The following is a 22,292-nucleotide window of genomic DNA, read 5'->3' as shown; positions in this document are numbered from 1 at the left end:
GTTCATGAAGCAGGCAATTAAAAGGAAATCCAAAAGAATAATTACTTTACTTTGCAGGCATACTAAACATTGTACATGATGAAACTTCTTGAGAATAAAGTTGCGATTGTAACCGGGGCAGCCAGAGGAATTGGCGAAGCTATAGCTATTAAGTTTGCAGAACATGGAGCTCATGTGGCGTTTACTTATGTAAGTGATGGCAGCGCGGAAAAAGCTAAGGCGCTTGAAGAGAAGTTAACTGCATTAGGTGTAAAGGCCAAAGCCTATAAAAGCAATGCAGGCGATTTTGAACAATGCGAAGTGTTTGTAAATGATGTGTTGAAAGAGTTTGGTGCCATTGATATTTGCGTGAATAATGCAGGTATTTCTAAAGATAACCTGCTGCTTCGTATGACCCAGGATCAATGGAATGATGTTTTAAATATTAACCTGAACAGTGTATTTTATATGACCAAACAGGTTATTAAACCTATGATGAAAGCAAAGAGCGGAACCATTATCAACATGAGCTCTGTAATTGGAATAATGGGCAACGCAGGGCAGGCCAGCTACGCAGCCAGTAAGGCAGGTATTATTGGGTTTACTAAGAGTGTAGCTAAGGAATTAGGAAGCCGTAATATTCGTTGCAATGCTATAGCTCCTGGTTTTGTTGAAACTGATATGACCAGCTACCTGAATGATAATGCAGGGGCGGAAAAATATTTAGCTGATATTCCGTTAAATCGTTTTGCAAAAGCTGAAGACATAGCCAACGTTACTTTATTTTTAGCGTCTGATATGAGTAATTATATCACAGGCCAAACGATTAGTGCCTGTGGAGGTCTCAATATTTAAAACTTGAAGTCATTCTTTGATTTCAATAACGCTGCCCGATTTGAACAGGCTATTTAAATATTTATTTTTTTTATTATATATTATTCTGGGCTCATATGTGAGTTTTGCTCAAACTCAGTATGATTATCATCTCGAGGCAGCACGGGCAACTGGTATTCCGCCATTACAAAACCAGGCTCATGTAACCTCCCTGGTCAGTAAGAAAAAACTGGTTCTTATTTTTGCGGGAAGAGGGTATACGATTGCTAAACTTACACATAGCCGTCCTTACTTAAATCCGCGTTCTTATAGAGTATTAAAAGAAATTGGTGCAGCTTTTTATACCAGAAGTAGAAAGAAAACTTTTACCATTACCTCTGTTACAAGAACTTTATACGATCAAAAGCGCCTGGCTCGCGTAAATAGTAATGCGGTTACAAGCAAATTAAGCTCTCATAATTTCGGTTGCTCTTTTGACATTTCATATATCCGGTTTAACAGGAGAAAGGCGCCTAATGCAGGATTGGAAAGGGCACTGCAGGATATTCTTACGCAAATGCAACGGCAGGGTAAGATCTATTTTATAAAGGAATACAGGGAAAAATGTTTTCACGTTACTGTGAGATAAACAGAACCTGGCCCAATTATTTAATTCATTTTTATTGAGAATCTTTACCTTTAAGAAGATTTTTTATTTATCATTTTCAGCTTCATGCTGCTCCGACATCTTCATTTTTTAAAGCTGGTTTTTCTGCATAGCCTTACTGCTTTCGGTGGTCCGCAGGCGCATTTGGCTATGATGATGAAAACCTTTGTGAAGAAGACACCTTATGTTACTGAGCAGGAGTTGATGGAGTACAATGCATTTTGCCAGCTTCTTCCCGGCGCCTCTTCAACCCAGACCTTAACATTGATCGGGTATAAAAGAGGAGGGCCTGTTTTGGCAGCGCTTACCTTGTTGGTTTGGATTTTTCCGGCCTGTGCTATCATGTGTGGGTTGTCTTTTTTTGTGGAGTATGTAGAGGGTACAACCAAACACTTCGATATTTTCAAGTTCATTGTACCTATGGCAACAGGGTTTCTCATATTTGCCTGTATCAGTTCTCTGCCCTATTCGGTAAAGAACCTGGTTACTTCGCTAATTGCAATAGGCTGTGGGATAGCAACATTTTTCTTCTTCGGTAAGCCATTTTTCGTTCCTATTCTTATTTTATTAGGTGGGTTTATCACTAATCTTAGTAACAAAAGGATACCGCAGGTAGAGATAAAACCAGGTAAAATACGATGGTGGAATATCTGGCTGTTTGCTATTATTTTCATTGTCGCCGGGGTGGTTAGTGAAATGGCAAGGAAAAATGATTGGGCAAACAGGAAGCCTGTTAACTTATTTGAGAACTCTTATCGTATGGGAAGCCTGGTGTTTGGAGGCGGTAATGTATTAATGCCCATCATGTATGAACAGTATAGTGTTCGTCCCGACGCGGTTAAGAAGAGAAATCCTAATGCTATTCATATTGATAAGAAGGATATGCTAACCGGAATTGGGATTGTTAGAGCGGTGCCGGGACCCGTGTTTTCGATTGCTTCCTATAGTGGTGGATTGGCTTTAAAGGATATGGGACCCGCTATGCAGCTGCTGGGAGGTTTAATAGGTATGGTAGGTATCTTTTTACCCAGTGCTTTACTGGTGCTTTTCTTCTTTCCAATATGGAACAGATTGAAGAAATACTCCGTTATTTATCGTTCTTTAGAGGGGATAAACGCATCTGTATTGGGAATAATGGTGGGTTCTACCTTTTATATATTGAAGGATATCACCCTTTTTGATGGCACCAGTCAGGGGTTTATAAATATAGGCGTTGTGGCAGGAACAGCCTTAGTGCTCATCTTTACAAGAGTACCTGCACCCTTTATAGTTGCAATTTGCGTTGCTTTAGGTTATTTTCTATAATAACCGCCCTTCTCAATCTCTGTAATTACCTTTTCCGGTAAAAGATATTTCAGGCTCTTCTTCTCCTTAATAAGCTTTCTGATAGCGGTAGCAGACAATTCAAGTAAGGGAGCATTGAGTACAGTAATACGGTCAGATAGGCTATGGTCTATTTCAAATCCTGGACGGTTGTATACAAGAATGGAATAATGGTGCAGGATGAACTCGTAATTCTTCCATTTCCTGATGTTTTGAAAGCTATCGCCACCCATGATTACCTTAAACTGGTATTGAGGATATCGTTCAGTTAAATGCGTGAGTGTTACTGCTGTATAGGAAGGACGGGGAAGCGTGAACTCTATATCGCTGGCTTTCATCCTCGAATCATCTTCGATGGCTGTTCTTACCAGATGTAAACGGTGATTTTCTTCTAATAAAGAGCTGGTTTCTTTTAAAGGATTATGTGGAGATACCACAAACCACACTTTATCAACCAGGTTTTCGTTCAAAATATGGTTAGCTATAATTAAATGAGCGTGGTGTATGGGGTTAAAAGAACCAAAGTACAGTCCGATCGTCATCTTGTATATTATATATTAACCACTATTTGTTTGGCTTCATCTGTTCGCAGGCTCAATAAATACCCGGCAACCGATATAGACATCGGATCGTTGAACAGTGCTTTCTGTATTACTTCTATCTTCTCACCAGGAAGACAGCCCATTTCCATCAATTTGAGGAAGATTTCTTCGGTTGTAAACTTAACAATGGTAGCTATTTGCCCAGGCTGCAGATCGGATAATAATAATTCGTTTACCATTGGGCAAAGCTAAGCATTGTTGTTTGTGTTTTGTTTGCGAATTTTGGAATATGAATACAAATGAGTTCAATATACAGTTTCACTTTCAGAAAGCGATCTTATTGAAGAAACGGAGGAGGCTGAAGGATTTTATTAAGAAAAAGCTCTTAAATGAAGGCAATAAATGTGGTTCAGAGGTTAATTTTATCTTCTGTTCGGATGATGAATTATTGAAAATCAATCAAACACACCTCGATCATGACTATTATACCGATATTATCACCTTTGATCTGTCTGAGAAACATTCCTGTAAACTGGTTTCTGATATATATATAAGTGTGGATAGAGTAAGAGATAATGCCAAAACGGAGCAGGTTTTAACTGCAATTGAGTTACAGAGGGTTATTTTTCACGGGTTGCTGCACTTAATAGGCTATAAGGACAAAACAAAGAGGCAGGAAGAGGAAATGAGAGGAATGGAGGAGAAGTGGATAGCAGATTTTTCAGCGTTTCACGGTTAATGTTTGTTCCACGTGGAACAAGTTGCTTTCAATGAATTATCTGATCATGGCTTTTCCAAAGTGAATGTTCCACGTGAAACAAATGGATGTATTTGAAAGTAACAAGATAGAAAACACATCCTTCTAATAATTCGTACCTTTGCAAACTTATGTTTCCCGAATATGATGTAATAGTAGTTGGTGCAGGTCATGCCGGTTGCGAAGCCGCAGCTGCAGCCGCCAATATGGGTTCTAAAACCCTTTTAGTAACCATGAATATGCAGACAATAGCCCAAATGAGCTGTAATCCTGCTATGGGTGGAATTGCCAAGGGCCAGATTGTACGCGAGATTGATGCCATGGGTGGTTACTCTGGTATTGTTACCGATCTATCTATGATCCAGTTCAGGATGCTTAACCGCTCTAAAGGTCCGGCCATGTGGAGCCCCAGGGCACAAAGCGACCGGATGGTATTTGCTGCTAAGTGGAGAGAGATGTTGGAGCATACATCTAACCTTGATTTTTACCAGGATATGGTGAAGGGATTGTTGGTAAAAGACCAGCGTGTAGCAGGTGTAATAACAGGCCTGGGCCATGAAATACAGGCAAAGGCTGTCGTATTAACCAATGGCACTTTTCTTAATGGTATCATTCACATAGGAGAAAAACAGTTTGGCGGGGGAAGGGTAGCAGAGAAGGCTGCCAGTGGCATTACGGAACAACTGGTTTCTTTAGGTTTTGAAAGCGACCGGTTAAAAACCGGCACACCTCCCAGGGTAGATGGAAGAAGCCTGGATTATACAAAAATGGAAGTTCAGGAAGGGGATGAAGATATCGTGGGATTCTCTTTCACGGAAACAGAAAAGATCAGTGCAAAAAATCAACGCTGTTGCTGGATTACGTATACCAGTCCTGAAGTACATGAGATATTGAAGACCGGCTTTGATAGAAGCCCGATGTTTGCCGGCCGGATAGATGGAGTAGGGCCGAGGTATTGTCCGAGCATTGAAGATAAGATCAATCGATTCGCAGACAGAGACCGTCACCAGCTTTTTGTAGAACCGGAAGGATGGAACACGGTTGAGATTTATGTGAACGGGTTTTCAACTTCTTTGCCTGAAGATGTGCAGTATAAAGCACTACGCACAGTTCCGGGATTTGAGAACGCCCGCTTATTCAGGCCGGGTTATGCTATTGAATATGATTATTTTCCACCTACACAGTTAACTAATACGTTAGAAACAAAGCTGATCAGCAATTTATTTTTTGCCGGGCAGATCAATGGTACTACAGGGTATGAAGAAGCGGCCTGCCAGGGCCTGATGGCGGGAATCAATGCACACCTGAGTGTAAAAGGACAGGACGCATTAGTATTGAAAAGAAGTGAAGCTTATATCGGTGTTTTAATAGATGATCTTATTAATAAAGGTACCGAAGAACCTTATCGCATGTTTACCTCGCGCGCTGAGTACCGAACATTATTGAGACAGGATAATGCGGATGCGCGTTTAACGCCACTGAGTTATAAACTGGGTCTGGCTAAAGAAGACAGGATGGAGAAGATCCGGCAAAAAAATGAAAACGTTGCAGCGATCAAAGAAGTTCTAAAAAATACTGTTGTAACGCCCGACCAGATCAACAGTTTCCTGGATTCTATAGGTTCCTCTAAGATCACAGAAAAACAAAGAGCAGAGAAGATATTATTAAGACCTAATATAGAATTAGCTGACCTTTCCGGTGCTTTACCTTTTCTTGATGAATCGTTGAAAAACTACTCAAAGGAAGAAATAGAACAAGCAGCCATTCAGGTAAAATACGATACCTATATTGAAAAGGAGAGAGAGATTGTATCCCGAATGAGTGAAATGGAGAACCTGAACATTCCCGATAGCTTTGATTACAGCAGGCTTTCTTCGCTGGGAAATGAAGCAAAAGAAAAGTTGAATCGAATCAGGCCCAAAACATTGGGACAAGCAAGCCGGATTTCAGGTATTAACCCGAGCGATGTTCAAATATTGATGGTATACATGGGAAGATAACATATTATAACATTAAATAATTTATAATATTATTTAATATTTATTATAGTTCTGTAAACACCATCGATCGTTAATCCCATTTTAGCTAAATCGAGTGTAGGTAGCCGATCGGAGATCTGATGATAATTGGAGTTGCGGAAAAAAGCTGTATTGGTTACCATAAGGGCACTATACCCGAATTTCCAGTAGTTCCTGTGATCGGAGAGATCAATTCCACCTACAAAACCCGGCGCTCTGAATGATTTGGCGTCTATAGAATTATTGTCAAAGTATAATTTTTTAAACTGGTTAGCAAAGCTTCCACTAAATGAGTTTCTTGCCAGGGTAATATAATTGCCTTTATCTCCGTATATCCATTTCATCAATCCAACAGGATAGCTTTGAGAACCTGGCTCATCAGAATAATACCCAATCATTTCCAGGGAAATCATTCCTTTAACAGGCTGCTTTTTATCGAACAATGATTTAGCATGTACATAGCTACCCATTTGTTCTGTTCTGAAAAAAGGCGGCTCTTCCAATGTATAAGCCACCAGGTCAATTCTGTATTGAAGCGGCTGCTTTTGTAAAAGCCTGGCCAGTTCCATGATGCCTACTACACCGCTGGCATTGTCATCCGCACCATCCTGTTCGCCACACACGTCGTAATGAGCGCCGATAATAATTACTTCAGCATCCTGGGGACCAAAAGATGCAAAAACGTTTTTGTAAATATTATTTTCCACCTGGTATTCCTGCATTCCCGTGCGGTCAGTGTATTTGGAAAATTCTTTGCGAATTCTTTCTGCCACTGTATCTAAAACAGTCACATTTTTATAGTGGCGTGGCTTATCAGTATTTAATACCAGATCAAAATTATGTTTTAAGTTCAAGGTATCCGACAAACGCGGCAGGTCCCGGGCAGCAACCGAAACGGGATAATTTTGAATCGTAAAGAAAACGATCAAAATCAAAACGATTACGAGCAAATATTTAAGAAACCTTTTCATAGGCAGCGTTTGAATTGACCAATAATTTGAAAAACCTCCCGGCTAAAATATTAAAAGATCAAATTATTCAAACACAATAATTCATAATTATTTGTTGTGTTTGTTTAGCGAACGTTGCTGTACCATTTTTGCTCAAAGCTATCCGCGTTTAAGCCATCACCCGATCTAGGTATTTTTTTGGCGTTTCAATAGTCTACCTTAGTGTAACAATAAACCAAGGGTAGAATCTCAATATCACAGAACACCATTAAGAGACAATCTTCCCGGAGATATTACCGATGATAGAAAACGCCCTCATATTACTTCGGGAAGAATTGTCTTCATATATGACAGCCCTTGGCGACCCGGCTTCTGTAGTGATAGAGAATATCAGTTTACTGGGCTCAGATAAAGATGATTTACTTCGGGAGAACCTGGTTATTTCGCTAGTGAATATCGAACAGGAAAATTCGTTGAAGAATGCACCGGTTTACCAGAAAAATGAAATATCTGCGATTTACGAAAATCCGCCCATCCACCTGAATCTTTATGTATTAGTTTCAGCCAATTTCACCTCAGGAACACCACCTAATAATGGATACCTGTTGGCATTAAAGCGACTATCATTGGCTATCAAGTTTTTTCAGGGCAGATCGGTATTTACGCCAGCTTCATCAACCATAAGCTTACCGGCTCCTTTGAATGATTTATCGAACCCCGAGATAAATTCGCTCAGGCTTGTATTGGAATTATATTCTTTATCCTTCGAGCAGGTCAATCATTTATGGGGTTCATTAGGAGGGAGGCAAATTCCATCAGTACTATATAAAGTAAGAATGGTTACTATATCAGAGAGAAAGGCTTTAAGAGAAGCGCCACTTATAGAAGAAATACATATTCAAACACAAAAGTATCAGCAAACAATTTTGTAAACCAACCAATATTTTAGAACCTAAAAACACAATGTTATGCCAGATTATAAAAGTCCCGGTGTATATATAGAAGAGATCCCCAAGTTGCCGCCTTCTATTGCACAGGTAGAAACCGCCATACCAGCGTTTATTGGTTATACACAAAAAGCGCTTGACAGAAATAATGCAAGCCTTACCAATGATCCAACCCGCATTACTTCTCTGCTGGAATATGAAACCTTTTTTGGGAAGGCTGCCAACGAGGACAATCTGGAGGTAACATTGGTGCAGGAACAAACTGGCAGTGTGATAACAAAAGAAACTATATCGGTAGCTTTTAATGGCGCAGCCTCAAAACATAATATGTATTATGCCCTTCAATCTTACTTTGCTAACGGAGGTGGTCCTTGCTTTATCGTTTCAGTAGGAGCTTTCAAAGCAAACCTCGGTGATCAGCTATCGTTGGCCGAAATGAGTGCGGGCTTGTCTGCACTGGCTAAAGAAGACGAACCTACATTGATTGTTTTTCCCGAGGGACAGCATATGGACGAGTCTGAGTATTACACTTTGCAAAATGATGCATTGGCTCAATGCAATCTTTTACAGGATCGGTTTAGCATAATGGATCTGCATCATACCGGTTCGGGCCTGCTTACAAGTGGCGATGTTTCAACTGCTGCTGAAGCATTCAGAGATGGCATTACTAATCACTTAAAATATGGAGCCGCTTATTTCCCAAATATAAGGACTGTTTTTTCTTACCTGTATAACGAAGATGCCGTTAATGTAGTACATACCGTAAACGGATCGCCTGGTAGTTTGAATGGAGCTGCTTTATCAAATCTCAAAGACAGTTCCAACGCTGCTTACAATACTGCAGCTTATGGAAAACTAAAAGCAGCAGCCAATAATTTCGGAGTAGTGCTTCCGCCATCGTCTACCATCGCAGGTATTTATGCAGCAGTAGATACGAACAGGGGTGTTTGGAAGGCTCCGGCAAATGTTGGTATAAACGGGCTTCGCGGCCTTACTTACAAAGTAACCAATTCAGAACAGGACTTTTTAAATGTGGACACAACGAGTGGAAAATCGATCAATTGTATCAGGGCGTTTACTGGCAAGGGAACTTTAGTATGGGGTGCACGAACATTGGCGGGTAATGATAATGAATGGCGCTATGTACCGGTTCGCCGATTCTTTAATATGGTGGAAGAGAGTTGTAAAAAAGCATCCGCTCAATTTGTTTTTGAACCCAACGATGCCAATACCTGGGTAAAAGTAAAAGCGATGATTGAAAACTACCTTACTGTATTGTGGAGACAGGGCGCATTAGCGGGTGCAAAACCCGAACATGCTTTTTATGTAGCCTGTGGCTTAAATCAGACGATGACAGCTCAGGATATTTTAGAAGGAAAGCTGATCGTCGAGATTGGCATGGCGGCTGTTCGCCCGGCTGAATTCATTATACTCCGCTTTTCTCACAAAATGCAGGAGTCTTAAATAATCAACCTTACAGCTTTAAAAAATTAATTCAATTTAAAATAAAGAATCATGGCAACCTACCCGCTTACTAAATTTCATTTCCAGGTAGAATGGGGCGGAACCCGAATTGGCTTTACCGAGATCTCAGGACTTGATGTAAGTCTTGATGTTATAGAATACAGAGATGGCGCCAGTCCTGAATATTCTAAAATAAAAATGCCGGGCATGACCAAGTTTTCTAACATAACATTGAAACGGGGTACCTTTTTGAACGACAATGAGTTTTATGCCTGGTTTAATACAGTTCAAATGACAGCTATCGAAAGAAGAAATATAACGATATCGCTATTGAATGAGAATCATGAACCCGTAATGGTATGGAAAGTAAAAAATGCTTTTCCTGTTAAAGTACAGTCAACAGATTTAAAGGCTGACGGAAACGAAGTAGCCATTGAAACATTGGAGTTGGCACACGAAGGACTTATAATAGCATTGCCTTAAAAAAATTGTCATGAACCAATACCCGCTTACCGGATTTCATTTTAAAGCCAGCTTTTTAGGTTTGCCCGGAGAAGCGCCGGTTGATGTGAAATTCAAAAATATCAGCGGACTAACAATGAGCCTCGCTACAGAGCCGTTAAGTGAAGGGGGAGAAAACAGATTTCAGCATAAACTACCTACCCGTGCCGACTACACTGATATAACATTGAAGCGGGGATTTTTTATTAATACGGGTTTATATAAATGGTGTAAAAACGCAATAGAGCATTTTGAATTTGCACCACTCACTGTTTTAATCAGCTTGCTGAATGAGGAGCATCAACCTACGGTTAGCTGGCGTGTATTTAATGCAATACCCACCAAATGGGAGATAACTGAGTTTAATGCCGAAAGTAACGAGATCGTTATTGAATCCATTGTTTTAAGTTATAGCTATTTCACATCTGTATAATAATATAGCCCATGCCTGTTGAGATCAACGAAATTGTTATTACCGCAACTGTAGCAGAACCCGTATCGGGCAATGTTAACAATGCAGCTGCACCAAATCAGCACATGATTAATGCTGACATCGTGAAAGCCTGTGTGGAAGAGGTTTTGCGCGTATTAAAAGAAAAAGAAGAAAGATAGTATATGTTTGGAATGTTAGAAAAAATGAGGATGGATGGTTTTAGTAACCCGGATTTTTTTTCGGGTTACCTGGGAACATTTTTTGTTCAGATCAATCCCGAATCATTTGTAAGAAACTATTCCATCAATTACCGTGAAGAAACAGCCGCAGGCAGAGACGGAACACAGGCGCAGTATAATTATACGCAGCCACAGGAAATGGATATAGAATTTTTACTGGATGCAACCGGTGTTATTCCCTCCAACGGAATTCCGGAACCATCTGACCTGGTGAGCGCGGTAGCACCCGTTGAACTCATGGCAAAAATCGCTTTATTAAAACGGGTGACGTATAACTATATTGGAGATGCACATGAACCTCCGTTTGTAAAACTAACCTGGGCGCTGGAAACCTTTCGCTGCAGGCTGCAATCTTTAAATATTACCTATAAATTATTTAAGCCAGACGGCACACCTCTTCGGGCTTTAATAAAATGTTCTTTTAAAGAGTATATATCCAATAATGAAAATGCAGCAGTAACACTGGCCACTTCCCCCGATCTTACGCATGTACGTATTGTGAAGGAAGGAGACTCATTGCCGTTGATGTGCTATAATATTTACGGAGACGAAAACCTTTATCTCGAGATAGCCCGCGTAAATGATCTGACCAATTTCAGGGATCTCGAACCCGGTCAGAAAATATTTTTTCCACCCATTCAAAAATAAATGCCGCAAACACGAACCATACCAACCAATCCGCCTATAGCAAGCCTTGTCACGTTCTCTATAAAAATCGAAGGACAGGCCATACCAAGGGCAATAAGTGTAAAGAACCTGGTTGTGTACCGACAGGTAAATAAAATACCAAAATTATCATTAACCATTTTAGATGGCAGCACTTCACAAAGCAATTTTGATATAAGCAACCAGGATTACTTTGTACCCGGTAAAAAAATAGAGATTTATGCAGGCTATAATTCACAGGAGGAAATTTTGTTTGCTGGAATTATTATTAAACATGCCATAAAAATCAATGTCCATGACACAGTACTATTGGTAGAAGCTGCCGATGCTGCTTTTAAGATGACCTTGAACCCGAAAAGAAAGGTATTTAATAATATCAGCGATAGTGAGCTTATTGAAGAAATCGCAGCGTCTTATGGTATTGATGCAGATATAGAAAAATCACCTGTAAGCTATGCAGAGCTGATGCAATACTATGCTACCGACTGGGATTATATTCAAACCCGCGCTGAAGCTACCGGCAAATTATGCTTTTGTCAAAATGGAGTACTCGTTGTTAAGGCTCCGGCTTTGGATACAACACCTGTGCTGGACCTGGTTTACGGGGCAACCATAAAAGAATTGAATGCTGAGATCGATAGCCGCTTTCAATATAGCGGGGTACAGGGATTATCATGGAACTCGGCAGACCAGAGTTTAATAAATATCGAAGCAGTATCGCCGGTGGTAAATGAGCCGGGTAATATGAATGCTGAAAACCTGTCGGTTGTGGCACAGGAGGAGCCGGTAATATTAATGCATGGTGGAAATATAAAGGAGCAAGAACTGCAAAGCAGGATAGATACACAATTGTTAAAAAGCAGGCTGTCTAAAATACGGGGAACCGTTAAGATATCAGGTTATGCCGGTGTAATGCCAGGCCAAATGATAAAGCTGAACGGAGTGGGTGACAGGTTTGCCGGTAATTCTTTTGTAAGTGGTGTTCGTCATGAAATCGGCAACGGTCTTTGGGATACCATCATACAATTTGGGATCAACCATAAATGGTTTGCTGAAGAGAATGATATACAACCCATGCCTGCAGCCGGTTTTACGTCTTCGGTAAAAGGACTGCAAATTGGTATTGTAACGAACCTTGAAAATGACCCGGAAGGAGAGCACCGCATTAAAGTTAAAATACCGGTAGTAGATAAAGATGGGGAAGGGCTATGGTGTAAAATGGCTATGCCGGATGCCGGAAATAACCGGGGATTTTATTTCAGACCTGAAATAGGTGACGAGGTAGTGATAGGTTTTTTAAGCGAAGACCCCAATTATGGAATTGTGTTGGGATGCCTGCATAGCAGCGCCAAACCTGCACCACTAAGCGCTTCCAATGATAACCATGAGAAAGGTATGGTTACCCGGTCGCAAATGAAATGGATATGGAATGACGATAAGAAAACATTGACGATTGAAACACCGGCTGGCAACACGGTTTTAATAAGTGATGATGAAAAGGAGATCAGCCTGAAGGATGAGCACGGTAATTCAATTCAGATGAACGGAGATGGAATTACGATTCAGTCTTCAAAAGATATTATTCTGAAAGCCGCTGCGGATATGACTATTGAAGCCGGGACAAATGTTGACGTAAATGCCGGAGCGTCCTTAAAAGCATCAGGTAGCGCCCAGGCCGAATTAAGTAGTAGCGGCACCACTACTATTAAAGGATCGATGGTTATGATAAATTAATTAGCTGGTATGCCTGCAGCAGCAAGAATAGGAGATATGCATGTTTGCCCCATGATAACAGGAACAGTTCCGCATGTGGGTGGGCCAGTGATGAATGCAGCGGCAGCAACGGTAATCATCGGAGGGTTGCCTGCAGCAACTGTAGGAGATATGCTTACCTGCACTGGTCCACCGGACACTATCATAAAAGGTTCAACAACCGTAATGATAGGAGGCAAACCTGCAGCGCGCATGGGAGATAACACGGCTCACGGAGGCAGCATTGTAGCAGGTGCGCCCACAGTAATGATAGGAGGATAAAATTTATAAAAAAATAAAACTATGTCAACGCCATTTGGTATAACGGGCCGTGGATGGAGCTTTCCCCCGGCTTTTCGAAAAACAAGAGGAGCTGTTGATATGCTTTTGGAAGAGATAGAGATAAACAGCAGTCTTGAAATATTATTGAACACTGCTACAGGCGAAAGAATAATGTTGCCCCGCTATGGCTGCGACCTAAAGGAGTTTTTGTTTGAGCCTTTAACCACCACCTTAAAAACATTAATGTCAGATAAAATAAAAAAAGCGATTCTTTATTATGAGCCGAGAATTATTGCTCATGATGTTTTGATTAATGAATCAGCAGCGCTTGAAGGAAAAATATCTATTAAAATAGAGTATACCATACGAACCACTAATAGCCGGTTTAACTATGTATACGATTATTATATAGCAGAAGGCGCTGAAATAAGAAACAGGTAATGCGAACCAATGGCAGAAAAAAAACCATACGATTTTATTTTGCAAAGAGACGGCAGCAGCAGTACACAAAGAGCACAAACAGTATTACTGCAGCCCGACTACTTTAGGCCAGACGAAAGAAGCCTCAATGATATATACCAGTTCGCTAAAAATTTTGCAGCCAAAGTAAACTTCTATGAATTTGAAAGTTTTGAAGACAGTATAGCAACAGATCATATAAAACTGGCTGACTGCAAAGACGGGGATTGGTCGCAGTTTTTTCAATTGATAGACGCCGGTAGTTTAGCCGGGAAAAAAAACCTGGACCCGCACCTGGCATTGTACTTTGCTTTTCTGAAGTTATTTTCCCATACGCAGGATCATATTAACCAGTTCACAGAAAAGCATATCGATTTTTATTACAACAAAATATTGGGTTTAGAATTGAAACCGGGTATTGAAGATAATGCCTATGTAATATTCGAGCTGGCAAAAAATGCCAACAATGTCATACTCGAAAAGGGTGCGCTTTTGGATGCCGGAAAGATCCATAATATACCCGCAGCCTATAGTGTGAATGACAAGGTGATATTAAACAAGGCAGTAGTGGCCGGACTAAAGAGCAGTGTTCTGAAAAATGACACTATAGAACTTGCCCACCGCACCGATACGATTGACGGGGTATCCAAAAAGCTACCGGCAAGTGAACCCTATTTTGATGCCTTTGGCCTGCGGCATATACCAGAAGTTCAAAAGCAAAGAGCCAAAATAGGTTTCGCGATAGCATCACCGGTTTTGTTATTGAAGGAAGGCAACCGGAAAATAACTTTTTCTATTTTTTTATCAGGGCTTAGTACCGATCTTAAGAAAGTAAATGCAATAAACGCTGTTGAATTATTTCTTACCGGTGAAAAGGAATGGCTGGGCGCTTACGAATGCCTGCTAACATTTGGCGCATTTCAATCCGGCCGGCAAACAATTATAATTAACTATTCACTTTCGTCAAAGGATCCTGCTGTAACGGCCTACAATCAGGGCGTGCACAAAAACACATTTAATACACCGAATCCTTTAGTCCAGGTATTGATTGATACCGGCAGGGCCGGGAATATTTTTCGTCATCTAAAGTCAGCGAGGGTAGAGGATATTAAAATTGATGTGGAAGTACAGGATGTAGGTAATCTGGAGATGGAAAATGACCAGGGTCGCATCGATTCAAAAAAACCTTTTTTGCCTTTTGGTACTATGCCTAAAAAAGGCTCCGGGTTTAATATTGCTTACGAAGAGCTGATGCATAAAGATGTGTCAGAGTACCAGTTCGAGGTAGATTGGCTGGGAGCCCCCTCCAGTTTTTCAAGTCATTACAATCTTTATGGGGGAGCAAATGGGAATAATAGTTTTACTGCTACCTATTCTGCAGCCGATGGTAATAGCGGAACTACCTTGCTATTTAATTCAACGAACGCCGCGACCACTATTAAATGGCCGGCTGTTCCTTTTGTTTTTGCCTGGCCTCAATGGAGATTCAATGCATCGCCCGTTGTATATAAAAACTATCATAGTCTGTTTAGCAATCCCAATTATATTAATGTACTTAAAACCCGGGCAACAGTACAAGCGGCCAGCCAGGTTAAAATACAAAATAATACTGTATCCAAAGGGTTCGTTCGGTTTGAATTGAACCGTAGTTTCCTGCATGAAATATATAGTCGTGTTTTTGCAGAACAGGCTATAGAACAGGCCAGCAGTAAAACGGTATCATTACCCAACGAACCGTATACACCAACTATTAAACAGATCAGGCTAAGTTATAAGGCCGCTGCACAACAAAGCTTTTCAAACAATAATTCATTTGCTGCTTTCAATAAAAAAGAAGTACAACTTTTCCATATCGATCTTTTTGGTCAGAGTGAGCAACATGAGTATTTGAAGGGGCGGGCGCAGGAGGAAATAGGAAAAGATACTACAATCGATCCCGGCATTTATTTACTGCCGCAACAACGGCCTGCCACATTTTATATTGGCCTGGCCGATCTGATTCCTGGTCAAAGTGTAAGCTTGTTATTGCAATTAGCAGAAGGCACATCCAATGCTGATGCAGAACCGATGGTAATTAGCTGGCATGTACTCTGTAATAACGAATGGCGGGTTTTCACGGGTAGGGAAATGCTGAGAAATGAAACGAATAGCTTATTGCAAAGCGGTATTGTTACATTGGCGATTCCTGAATCTGCTACAGCAGATAATACTTTGATGGATGGAGGACTGGTTTGGATCAGGCTATCATTATCTGGTGATCCGGGTTCTGTGTGCCTTTTTGAAAAAGTAATTACACAGGCGGCAAAAGCAGGCTTTTATACTAACGGAACTTTCAGGGGGTCGGGCAGTATTGAAGCAGGTTCAATTAAAAAGCTGCTTAAAAAAACAGCGGAGATCAAACTGGTATCTCAGCCATTTTCTTCCTTTGGCGGCAAAGCTACGGAAGGGCAGGAGGCATTCAGGATGCGTGTAAGCGAACGCCTGAGGCATAAGGAGCGTGCGGTTACTAATTGGGATTGGGAGCATCTTGTATTACAGGAGTTTCCGGAATTGTACAAAGTGAAATGTTTGAATCATTTTAACGATGAAGACAACTGTTGTAAAGCCGGTCATCCTGGTGCTGTAACTTTGGTGGTGGTACCCAACGTACAGGGCAAAAACTTTTATAATCCGTTACAACCTAAAGTAAGTACCGTAATTCGCCAGAAGATAAAAGCTTTTATACAACCCCGCGTATCCTTTTTCACACAACTATTTATATCTAATCCTGACTATGAAACGGCATTGCTCGACTTTAAAGTTCGCTTTCTTTCGGCAGGAGACTTTGGTGTATACCAGGATCAACTCAACAATGCGATAAAGCGTTTTTTAACGCCATGGGCTTTCAGTGATACGGAAGGACTGCTGTTTGGCGGCACGATCAATAAATCGGTGCTGTTGAATTTTATAGAAGAGCAACCGTATGTAGATTTTGTGACGGATTTAAAAATGTATCATATAGATGAAGACGGGAATAAAAGCGCTGATACCGATACCATCCATATTATTAATCCTAAAGCAATATTGGTGAGCGCTACACAACACAATATCCGGCAGTTCACAACCTAAGTATTTTGTAGATGAACATCACACCAACCATATCAAAAATGCCGCCGGCAGAAAAAACCCTCAACTATTCCAGGTTGCGGGAAGAAGGGTTGAAATATATAGAAGAGCTGGGTAGCGATTTCTGGACGGATTATAACGAACATGACCCGGGGATTACTATACTGGAACTGCTTTGCTATGCTATTACAGACCTGGGCTACAGAACCAATATGCCGGTACAGGATCTCCTGGCGTCCAGGGAACAAAATGAGGCGAACCTTCGTAAACAATTTTTTACCGCCAAAGAAATGCTCACAACTGAGCCCGTGAGTGAACTGGATTTAAGAAAATTATTGATCGATATCGACGGAGTAAAGAATGCCTGGCTTTTTAAATCGAAGCAGACCCTGTTCTTTGATAAAAAGGAAAATCGTATTGTTGGCGCCAAACCCTTGCCTAATCATGCTTTCACCGCATTTGATCTGAATGGCCTGTATCATATAAAGATCGAGTTGGACGAAGAGCCTATAGCAAAGAATTGTGATGAGGACACAACAATTACAGAAGAAGAAACCAATGCACTGCAAGAGAAAATAAATGAAGTGATCAGCCGCGTGCGGCAGCGGTTTCATCAACACCGGCCATTAGGCGAGGACCTTATAGATGTGTCGATAGTAGAGGAGCAGGAGATACGTTTCTGTATGGACATTCAACTGGAAACAAATGCAGATGCCAACCAGGTATACCCGCAGGTTCTTTATTTATTAAGCCGTTATTTGTCGCCAGCTGTTCGGCAGTACTCTTTGAAGGAAATGATCGGCGCTCAAAAAGCAAATGGAACATCATACACCATGGATGAAATATTCAACGGTCCGGTATTAGACCATGGTTTTTTTAAAGATGAAGAATTATATAACGCCGGACTGAGAGAAACAATATATGGATCGGATATCATCAACCTCTTAATGGATATACCTGGTATACGATCGATTCACCATTTTAGGATGAACTATTGCGCGGATCCTAAATCGGGGAGTAATGAATGGATATTGCCAGTATCACCGGGAAAGAAACCGGGACTATGCTATTGCAAATCGTCGATAAATTTTTATAAGGATGTTATACCTGTAAAGGCATCCAGGCAACCGGCTGTGGAGCAATGGATCGCCCGGTTGCAGGCCGAGCGGGCGGCTTCATTGTCGGTTACCTACGATGACTATCAATATTCGGAAGGTACATGGCGAAACTTGGACGCATATACATCGATTACCAAAAACCTGCCACAATGCTACGGTGTGGGAGATGCAGGACTTTCTCCATCAGTACCATTTTCACAAACGATAAAAGCGCTGCAGCTAAAAGGGTTCTTATTATTTTTTGACCAGGTATTAGCGAATTATATAGCGCAGTTGAATCAATTGAAGCACCTGTTTCAAATAAAGGAAAGCCCTATTGATGCCATTGAAACAGGAACTTACTTTTTCAACAAGATCAGTGATGTTAAAGATATAGAATTGCTTATTGATGGTTATGCAACAATGGATGAAGCGGGAGGTTTGTTAGCCGGGTTGGTCAATCAATATGATAATGTAACAGACAGGAAGAACCGGTTGTTAGATCACCTGCTTTCAAGGTTTGCAGAAAACTTTACGGAATATGTTCTTCAAATGTATTCTCTGGAAGGAGAGAACGCTGCCGAAAAACTGGTTACATCGAAAGCCCTTTTATTAAAAGAATATCCTGGTATAAGTGCGAAGAGAGCTACTGCTTACGATTACTTCAATAGTACTGAAGATAATGGCAATACGGTTGCTGTATGGGACACGATCAATGTGGCCGGAATGGAGCATCGACTGAGCCGATTATTAGGTATTGAAGATTATAGCAGGAGGGGCCTTTCGGAAAACAGTGAGGAAGGAATGTTTCTAATAGAGCATATTTTATTAAGGCCTGATATCCATTTGCTGCAGGAGCAGGACGGCCTGTTTGAGCCCCAAAATTTTATTGCTGTTTGCAGCGGGTCGGATTGTGATGAATGTGAGGCAGATGCCTATTCCTTTCGGATTACGGTAATCTTACCCGCCGGTGCGGAGCGCTTCAAAAACGAAGACTTCAGAAACTACATAGAAAAAACAATAAGGCTGGAAACTCCGGCACATATTTATCCGCGCATCTGCTGGTGGAGTAAAGAATCCCTCGCTGCTTTTGAGCCGGTGTATAAAAACTGGCTGGAATTAAAACAGGCAGGTGAGGATGTAACACCGGAGGGATTAGCTGTATTGCAGCAGTTGATCCAATTATTAAACGAAAGAAAAAGCATTTATCCTCCGGGCATATTAAGCGATTGTGATAATCCTGTTGACAACCCGGTGATACTTGATCAAACCAATTTAGGCAATTTAAAAACCTGATAACATGGCTACGAATATTAAACTGACCCAATCCGTAAGCGGGTATTCTATATTTAAAACCAACCAGCTTTTAACGGCAGAACATTTAAATAGTATTGGCAGGTTTTTTGACTACCAGGATCGGCTTACCAGGGCCCGCCTGTTGGGTGTAGGTATTGTTTGCGGATTGAATGTGAGCTTTGGATCACGGTCGATTACCATTAGCAAAGGAGTAGGTGTTAGCAGCGACGGAGACCTGTTATCTTTTGATGCAGACCAGGCATTTTCAGGTATAGCGCCATTTGATGATAAGGACGCACAATATGATCTGTTCCGTACCCTGGTGGATAACAGGGAAACACCTGCTCTATGGTATTTGACACAGGATCAGCAGGAAGATGGCTTTACACCAGTACCTGATTTTTTTGAAAGGGAGCATAGTCCTTCAGATTATGTAGCGGTTTTGTACAATAGCCAGTTTATAAAAGACACAGATAATTGTTCGGGCGAAGACTGTGACGGGAAGGCGGATATGTATCATAACAGTATACGTGTATTGTTGATGCACAGAAATGACTACGACAGCATTATAAAAGAAAATAAATGCAGCGATGAATACTATCTGCCAGAAGTAGCCATTCCGAGAGTATTGCTAAATGAAAAGGATAATATTTTCAGCTATGGAGATCTGCTTACTGCCTATAGAACTGGGATCAACAATGGAGCCGGTTTATTGCAGGAACCATTAAAAGCCGCAACCGAAGCCGCAACGGTGTTACAGGAGTGTTATGCAGCAAGCGGCGGGCAAAAACAGTTTTTTACAAGTAAGGAGGTTTCGGCCCTGGCACAATTAAACGAGCTGGTGAAAACTGCAGTAGCCGAAAACAGGCAGGGAATACAATATGTATATGGCTTGCTGAAAGACGTTAGCCAGGCTTATGATGATTTTAAAGATAGTACTTATGATTTATGCTATGGATGTTGTGTGGCCCCCGATGCATTTCCCAAACATTTGGCTTTAGGCTTATTGCAGAATGCGACGAGCATTTATTCAAGATACCGGCAGGAGTTTATAGAGGCCCCCATACTAAATAATAAAAATGAAGATGTGGAACGGTCATTAAAATTGTTTGCACGCCTTGCAAAATTAGTAGCCTGTTTTTCAATTCCAGCAAGACCGGTTATAAGGATCACCCCTTCGGTAGCGATACACGAAAAACTGGAGAGGAAACCCATTCCCTATTACTACGATGTAGAAAACATCGTGGATGATTGGGCACCCACCCTGAGCAGGCGTAACCGGAACAATGCTATTCTTTCTTACCACGCGGCTTTATACTCTTCTTTGCCACATATAACGCAGCCGCTGGCTTATAATATTGATCAATATTCTTTCTTTAGAATTGAAGGGCATATAGGTAAAACCTACGACAATGCTTATACAACTATCGATAACCTGCGGAAACAATACGACCTGCCATTTGATATAGCGGGTGTTCAATTACAAAAAGAGAAAATAAGATTTATTCCGCCTAAGACGATTAAGCCCGGACTGCTGGACATATTATACGACAAAGAAAAATTATTGCTGGGTACCAAGCTTGATTTCATAAAGAAGTATAACGATACTATTGCCGTTAACCTGCCCGATGATAGCGAATTGAGCCAACCCGCTATTACGAAGGAGTACGGCGATCCCAGGGCATTAAAGAATATGGTACTCACCAAAAAGCTGGAGTTGGAAAACCAGATTACTAATGCAAAAGCATTACTGGCAAAACCTGTTTTGGAGACTGCCGGAAAAGTAGATTGGGATGACATGCATATAAACATGGCCAATGCCGGTGCGCAGATCAACAAGAACTCCAAACTCTTTACAGCGGCTGCTTACCGGTCGCCTATAGAAAACCTGGCGATATTAGAACAACCCAAAACATTGCTATGGTTAGGTGATCTGTTAATAAAGCAAAAGCAGCAGGTAGAAGACGGGTATATTTTCAGCAATTTCCTGAAGCAAAATCCCTCCATGTTACATAACGCGGGTGTATGTAAAGGCGGTACTTTTATCCTGGTGTACGAAAAAACGGGTGATGTAGAAACGGTTGTGGCAGATTTTTACCTGCCTTATATAGCCAAGGCAGATTTGGTAGAAGCAGCGGTAGATACATCGAACCTGCCCGTTAGGCCAATCAGGGAAATAGATTTTACGATCTCGAAGGATATTGTCAAACGTCCTATTTTAAATGCAGATATTTTCAGCATAAACGACCAGTTGGTGAAAGTGAAGGATTTAACGCAACAATCTGAGCGGTTCTTAGGTCAGAAAATAAATGAGTTTGATGGACGCATCAACAGGGTAGGAGAGCAGGTTTTAAAGAATGAGCAGAGCATCATACAAAAGGTAGATGTGGTGAAAGACCGCTACGAAAGCTCTTTTTCCAAACTGGTCTCTTCTTATGATACGGTGGTAACTAAATCTAACGTAAAAGTTAATGGAACACAACTGGGAGAAGTAACACGCGATGAGTTTGAAGCTTTGGTAACCGGTGTGCGCACAGAGTTTAACGGAAAACTGGGAGATTTTGAAACCAATATGAACAACCGCTTTAATGCAGTAGCCAAAGACATTACAGATAATAAAGTATTAATTCAAAAAGCAACTACCGACATCAGCTCGTTGGATGTTAAGATCGCATCAACAAGGAACGAAGTATTGGCAAAAGCAGACCAGGATATAAAGACGGTGAATGACAGAGTTACCGCTGTTAATAATACGCTTGATGCGAAAATTGGTCAGTCCATAGTCGCGAACGAAGCAAAATTAAATACGGCTATCGCAGGCATCAATCAAACGATTAATAATAATGCAAATGTTTTTGATCAGAAGCTGGCTACAACAAGAACCGAGATCTTAAATACGGCCGACAGAACAGCTACTTCTAAATTAAACGCTCAAAAAGAAAACTTCGACTCTTCTATTACAAAGATCAATAACGATATCATTAAAATTAGACCTCGTTAAC

The 22,292-nt window shown here is 41.0% G+C and carries 20 protein-coding genes; 17 read left to right on the top strand and 3 right to left on the bottom strand.

The features are described from left to right. Nucleotides 1-75 precede the first annotated feature (75 nt). The 3 genes from fabG to ACLOAU_RS06375 all read left to right on the top strand — a co-directional run bounded on the left by fabG (nucleotide 76) and on the right by ACLOAU_RS06375 (nucleotide 2,764). Nucleotides 76-834, top strand: coding sequence for a 3-oxoacyl-[acyl-carrier-protein] reductase (fabG, locus tag ACLOAU_RS06385; RefSeq protein WP_427861024.1), 759 nt, complete (start codon nucleotides 76-78; stop codon nucleotides 832-834). Nucleotides 835-931: 97 nt separating this feature from the next. Continuing rightward, nucleotides 932-1,441, top strand: a complete 510-nt coding sequence (locus ACLOAU_RS06380; RefSeq protein WP_427861023.1) for a DUF5715 family protein — start codon at nucleotides 932-934, stop codon at nucleotides 1,439-1,441. A gap of 84 nt (nucleotides 1,442-1,525) precedes the next feature. Then, nucleotides 1,526-2,764 (top strand): chromate transporter, encoded by a 1,239-nt coding sequence (locus ACLOAU_RS06375; RefSeq protein WP_427861022.1) that lies wholly within the window; start codon nucleotides 1,526-1,528, stop codon nucleotides 2,762-2,764. Here ACLOAU_RS06375 and nadD read toward each other — a convergent pair. Continuing rightward, on the bottom strand, nucleotides 2,752-3,324 hold the full coding sequence (gene nadD / locus ACLOAU_RS06370) for a nicotinate (nicotinamide) nucleotide adenylyltransferase (protein WP_427861021.1): 573 nt from the start codon (nucleotides 3,322-3,324) through the stop codon (nucleotides 2,752-2,754). The genes ACLOAU_RS06375 and nadD overlap by 13 nt on opposite strands. A gap of 8 nt (nucleotides 3,325-3,332) precedes the next feature. After that, nucleotides 3,333-3,563 carry a FeoA family protein gene (locus tag ACLOAU_RS06365; RefSeq protein ID WP_114790289.1) on the bottom strand — a complete coding sequence of 77 codons (231 nt, stop codon included), beginning with the start codon at nucleotides 3,561-3,563 and terminating at the stop codon, nucleotides 3,333-3,335. A gap of 50 nt (nucleotides 3,564-3,613) precedes the next feature. On the opposite strand from ACLOAU_RS06365, the gene ybeY reads away from it, so the two are divergent. Both ybeY and mnmG read left to right on the top strand, forming a co-directional pair. Beyond that, nucleotides 3,614-4,063, top strand: coding sequence for an rRNA maturation RNase YbeY (ybeY, locus tag ACLOAU_RS06360; RefSeq protein ID WP_427861020.1), 450 nt, complete (start codon nucleotides 3,614-3,616; stop codon nucleotides 4,061-4,063). 149 nt (nucleotides 4,064-4,212) lie between these two features. After that, a complete protein-coding gene (gene mnmG / locus ACLOAU_RS06355; RefSeq protein WP_427861019.1) occupies nucleotides 4,213-6,081 on the top strand; it encodes a tRNA uridine-5-carboxymethylaminomethyl(34) synthesis enzyme MnmG in 1,869 nt (622 codons plus the stop codon). Nucleotides 6,082-6,110: 29 nt separating this feature from the next. Here mnmG and ACLOAU_RS06350 read toward each other — a convergent pair whose 3' ends face one another. Continuing rightward, nucleotides 6,111-7,070: a M28 family peptidase gene (locus ACLOAU_RS06350; RefSeq protein WP_427861018.1), complete on the bottom strand. Its 960-nt coding sequence runs from the start codon at nucleotides 7,068-7,070 to the stop codon at nucleotides 6,111-6,113. 278 nt (nucleotides 7,071-7,348) lie between these two features. Between ACLOAU_RS06350 and ACLOAU_RS06345 the strand changes: the two genes are divergently transcribed. Genes ACLOAU_RS06345 through ACLOAU_RS06290 form a run of 12 tightly spaced genes read left to right on the top strand, consistent with a single transcriptional unit; the run spans nucleotide 7,349 to nucleotide 22,291 of the window. Next, on the top strand, nucleotides 7,349-7,981 hold the full coding sequence (locus ACLOAU_RS06345; protein WP_427861017.1) for a Pvc16 family protein: 633 nt from the start codon (nucleotides 7,349-7,351) through the stop codon (nucleotides 7,979-7,981). Nucleotides 7,982-8,017: 36 nt separating this feature from the next. After that, nucleotides 8,018-9,460, top strand: coding sequence for a phage tail sheath family protein (locus tag ACLOAU_RS06340; protein ID WP_427861016.1), 1,443 nt, complete (start codon nucleotides 8,018-8,020; stop codon nucleotides 9,458-9,460). 51 nt (nucleotides 9,461-9,511) lie between these two features. Beyond that, on the top strand, nucleotides 9,512-9,943 hold the full coding sequence (locus ACLOAU_RS06335) for a phage tail protein (RefSeq protein WP_427861015.1): 432 nt from the start codon (nucleotides 9,512-9,514) through the stop codon (nucleotides 9,941-9,943). A 10-nt stretch (nucleotides 9,944-9,953) separates the two neighbouring features. Continuing rightward, on the top strand, nucleotides 9,954-10,394 hold the full coding sequence (locus ACLOAU_RS06330; RefSeq protein ID WP_427861014.1) for a phage tail protein: 441 nt from the start codon (nucleotides 9,954-9,956) through the stop codon (nucleotides 10,392-10,394). Between the two features lie 11 nt (nucleotides 10,395-10,405). Then, a complete protein-coding gene (locus tag ACLOAU_RS06325; protein ID WP_427861013.1) occupies nucleotides 10,406-10,573 on the top strand; it encodes a DUF5908 family protein in 168 nt (55 codons plus the stop codon). A gap of 12 nt (nucleotides 10,574-10,585) precedes the next feature. After that, the gene (locus ACLOAU_RS06320; RefSeq protein WP_427861012.1) at nucleotides 10,586-11,281 is read left to right on the top strand and encodes a CIS tube protein; all 696 of its coding nucleotides are present in this window, start codon (nucleotides 10,586-10,588) and stop codon (nucleotides 11,279-11,281) included. Further along, nucleotides 11,282-13,033: a type VI secretion system tip protein VgrG gene (gene vgrG / locus ACLOAU_RS06315; RefSeq protein WP_427861011.1), complete on the top strand. Its 1,752-nt coding sequence runs from the start codon at nucleotides 11,282-11,284 to the stop codon at nucleotides 13,031-13,033. A 9-nt stretch (nucleotides 13,034-13,042) separates the two neighbouring features. Further along, on the top strand, nucleotides 13,043-13,333 hold the full coding sequence (locus ACLOAU_RS06310; protein WP_427861010.1) for a PAAR domain-containing protein: 291 nt from the start codon (nucleotides 13,043-13,045) through the stop codon (nucleotides 13,331-13,333). Nucleotides 13,334-13,354: 21 nt separating this feature from the next. Beyond that, nucleotides 13,355-13,774 (top strand): GPW/gp25 family protein, encoded by a 420-nt coding sequence (locus ACLOAU_RS06305; RefSeq protein WP_427861009.1) that lies wholly within the window; start codon nucleotides 13,355-13,357, stop codon nucleotides 13,772-13,774. 9 nt (nucleotides 13,775-13,783) lie between these two features. After that, nucleotides 13,784-16,900 carry a baseplate J/gp47 family protein gene (locus tag ACLOAU_RS06300; RefSeq protein WP_427861008.1) on the top strand — a complete coding sequence of 1,039 codons (3,117 nt, stop codon included), beginning with the start codon at nucleotides 13,784-13,786 and terminating at the stop codon, nucleotides 16,898-16,900. Nucleotides 16,901-16,911: 11 nt separating this feature from the next. Continuing rightward, nucleotides 16,912-19,290: a baseplate wedge protein gene (locus ACLOAU_RS06295; protein ID WP_427861007.1), complete on the top strand. Its 2,379-nt coding sequence runs from the start codon at nucleotides 16,912-16,914 to the stop codon at nucleotides 19,288-19,290. A gap of 4 nt (nucleotides 19,291-19,294) precedes the next feature. Beyond that, nucleotides 19,295-22,291, top strand: a complete 2,997-nt coding sequence (locus tag ACLOAU_RS06290) for a hypothetical protein (RefSeq protein WP_427861006.1) — start codon at nucleotides 19,295-19,297, stop codon at nucleotides 22,289-22,291. Nucleotide 22,292: the final 1 nt, after the last annotated feature.

It is taken from the genome of Paraniabella aurantiaca, assembly GCF_050309965.1.
GTDB lineage: Bacteria > Bacteroidota > Bacteroidia > Chitinophagales > Chitinophagaceae > Niabella.
Note: the sequence above shows the minus strand (reverse complement) of the source record. Positions and strands in the feature narration are given on the sequence as shown.